At 63.5% G+C, this 3,178-nt stretch carries 3 protein-coding genes; 2 read left to right on the top strand and 1 reads right to left on the bottom strand.

Annotated elements, in window-relative coordinates; translation table 11 throughout:
* Positions 1-173: DUF5994 family protein (locus tag A5781_RS26260; RefSeq protein ID WP_231990726.1), on the bottom strand; the 173-nt coding region annotated here is incomplete at its 3' end.
* 763 nt (positions 174-936) lie between these two features.
* Between A5781_RS26260 and A5781_RS26250 the strand changes: the two genes are divergently transcribed.
* Positions 937-1,449, top strand: coding sequence for a DUF5994 family protein (locus A5781_RS26250; RefSeq protein WP_067207802.1), 513 nt, complete (start codon positions 937-939; stop codon positions 1,447-1,449).
* A gap of 176 nt (positions 1,450-1,625) precedes the next feature.
* Positions 1,626-3,134 carry a wax ester/triacylglycerol synthase domain-containing protein gene (locus tag A5781_RS15610; RefSeq protein ID WP_231990725.1) on the top strand — a complete coding sequence of 503 codons (1,509 nt, stop codon included), beginning with the start codon at positions 1,626-1,628 and terminating at the stop codon, positions 3,132-3,134.
* Positions 3,135-3,178 lie beyond the last annotated feature (44 nt).

Below are 3,178 nucleotides of genomic sequence, written 5' to 3'. Positions count from 1 at the left end.
GACAGCACCGACAGCAGGTCTGGCAGCTCTGCCGCGAGGTCGTCACTGTGTGGCCACCACGCACCATCGACATACCCACTCGCCTGCGCCTTCGGCTTAAGCCGCAAGCGCGGGGTGTGCTCCGGTGGCACGTGTCGTCGCTGGGCATCCACTTGGTCGATTTTTGGCGTCATTGCGACGCTCCCGCCTTGACCGCGAAACGGCCGGATCATTCGAATCGGCGACGAGATGACTTTGAATAGTCAGGTCCGAAGTATCGCCGACAACTCGTACCCTACTCCGGCGGTCCAGAACTGACCACACCAAGACGGTTGTGTGATCAGCCCATCGGGCCCGTTCTCAGCGGATCGAAACAAGTTGGTCGATCGAATCCGTGGGCAACTCGCCCTCGACGACCGCGGTCACCAGCAGCTGGTTGAGTGTGAGCGCGCCTTCGTGCCAATATCTCCCGATTCGCCAGGCGAGGTGGGGTGCCGGCGCAGCGGTCGACGTCCAAGTCTTCTGGCATTGCCGCATATGGCATACCCTGAGAGACAGCGGTGAATTGGGCAGGTTGCGTTCAGGGTTCGCTGCTAGATGGCCGTTGGTGCGCAACTGTGGTGTTAAGCAGTCAGCACCAGGCCGGCCGCCGTCGAAACTTCGCTGTGTGAACAAGCGCAGCACAACGCTCCGAATAGTCGGTGATCAGCGGGTACCGCCGGTCTTGGCGCCCCGTCAGCGAGAATTCGCGATCCCTTGGGTGTGGCTCGATCCGTGCTCCGGCCCGTGGTGTGCGCCGCCGGGGTCGACGCCATGGTTGCTAGCTCTCGTTGTTCCCGGTCAGTTCGGCGTAGGGTGAGAAACGCATCATCGGTATTCCGTTTGTGATCGTTCTGGTTCAGGTGGGCGTCGATTCAAATCATTGGCCGGTATCGCGGTCCAGACGGGAGCGTCCCGATGACACCAGGAGAAGCGCGGATCAGCTCGACGTGGGACACGCGGGGTATCCGCACACCGCGGTTTCGGTTGAAGACCACGGCACACAGCAGCGGGTATGTGGACGGCGCATGGTGGCCGCACAGCGACAACTTGACGGAGGAGTTGCCAGGTCTGATCGCGTCTTTGTCGATTCGTCTGGGCGCGGTCAGTTGTGTGAAGTTCAACCAGACTGACTGGGGAGTCGCGGGCGCCGAAGTTCGGAGCGGTGGTCGCGTGATCCACCTTGACGCGGATCGGGGTCAGCCTCCTAATACCGTCGAAGTTTCTGGCGTCCAAGGCAATACGATGGTCTTGCTGGTTGTTCCGTTCTGTGTCCAACCAGACCACGCACACGCGATTGTGGTGGCGGCTGCAGCGCCGGGCAACGCATCAGGCGTTGACACCCTGCTCATGATCAGCGGCAAGGAACGGGAAAGCCGCACCACGAGGGACGCCGCGAGGGAGCGCTGGGGGTCACAGTGCGGGGCCTAACGTCCGGACGTCGGGCAGGCTCCCGGCGGCCAGCGCCGTCGCACACGCCGTTGAACTCGAGATCCAACTCCAGGAACTGAAAGAGCAACTTAGCCGAGCGTAGTAAACGCTCTGTCGCCCAGTGCGATTGGGCACTGCTCACGAGGACTAGTGGCGAAGGGAATGGTGCACCGATGGTGACGCGATTGGCGGGGACCGACGCGCTGTCAATGCACACACAGAGTTCGAAGACGCCTGCGCACACCCTCACGCTGGCGGTCTTCGATGATGCGTCGAACAAGCTCAGCCACGAGAAGCTGCATCAACTTGTGGCCGCATCGCTGCCGCAACTGGCGCGCTTTCGCAGCCGACTGGTGGCCAAGCCGTTGGGTGTGGGGCAGCCTGTGTGGGCTGAGATCGACGACTACGACCCTTTCCCCCAAATTCATTGCGCAAGGGTTTGCCCGCCCGGTGGGCGACGCGAACTCGCCGATCTCGTAGCGGATTTAACTGCCCGGCGCCCGAGTAGGCGTGACCGGCTGTGGGAAGCGTGGAGTATCGAAGGTCTGGCGGACGGCAAGTGGGCGTTGGCGGTAAAGACGTCAGCCGCACTCAGTGACGGGGTCGCGGGGGCCGCGTCCCTGTGGCCGCGGTTGCTTACTCGCGGGCCTCGCACCGATTCGGCCCGAAGCCTGCCGGCCGAGCCGACCCTGGGCTCGGCACCTTCGGTGGGCGAGCTCGTTACCGATTTGGTGACCGAGATCCTCGAGAATCACGTCACCGGCGGATGGCTGATCGCCGAGGCCGTGTCTCATGCGCTGCAGGCCGTCAGTGGGAGGCTGTTCGGCACCACTAGACGGGATCCGATGGCCCAGGCGGAGTCGCCGACGAGCGGGCCGGTGCCGCACACCGTCCTCAACGCGCCGCTGACGAAGCGGCGCGCGGTGGCCTTCGCCTCGATCCCGCTGGCAGACCTGACGACGGTCAGCAGCGCGTTCGGGGGCAGCATCACCAACGTTGTTCTGGCTGCCTGCACACTGTCATTGCGCGCCTGGCTACAGCGGCGCGACGAGGTGCCTGGCGATCCACTGCTGATGCGGATGCCATTCGAGCTGCCGGCCACCGATGCCCCGAGAATGGGCAAGGCGCTGACCATCGGGTGTCTTCGCATTCCGGTGCATCTGGACGACCCTGTACAGGTCCTCGCCAACCTCCACACGGCCACCGAAAGACTGAACGTCATTCGGAGTCATAGGGGCGAAAGCCGCCCCTTTACAGACGATTTGGATGCCATAGCGTCGCTCATCCCGCCGGCTGTAGCCAATCTGGGTATGCAGCTCTACACGCGATCGGGCTTGCGGCACCGGCTCAAACCGATCTATCACGGCAGCGTCTCTTATATTGCCTTCGAGCCGGTACCGGCCTACTGCGCCGGGGCCAAGGTCGTCGGCGTGCATACCGTGGCGCCACTGTCGGAGGAAAGTGGGTTGAACATCGCGCTGACCACCCGTGGTGAGGACGTGGATGTGAGCGTGTGTGTGTGCCCCGACAACGTGCCTGGGGTCGATGACATCGCTACCGGAATCGTAGACGCTGTCGATGTCCTTGTGGCGGCCGCGCAGGAATCTCCTCGCGGGCAAGGCCGTTCCGTCGTCACGGAGATGGCGTCACACCCCGCGAATCGTTCGCGCGACAGCACGTACTGACAGGTCCAACCAACTCCGGCTGCTGTCGGTGCGACTGGGCTCCG

This window comes from Mycobacterium sp. 852002-30065_SCH5024008 (assembly GCF_001665645.1).
Taxonomy (GTDB): domain Bacteria; phylum Actinomycetota; class Actinomycetes; order Mycobacteriales; family Mycobacteriaceae; genus Mycobacterium; species Mycobacterium paraffinicum.
Note: the sequence above shows the minus strand (reverse complement) of the source record. Positions and strands in the feature narration are given on the sequence as shown.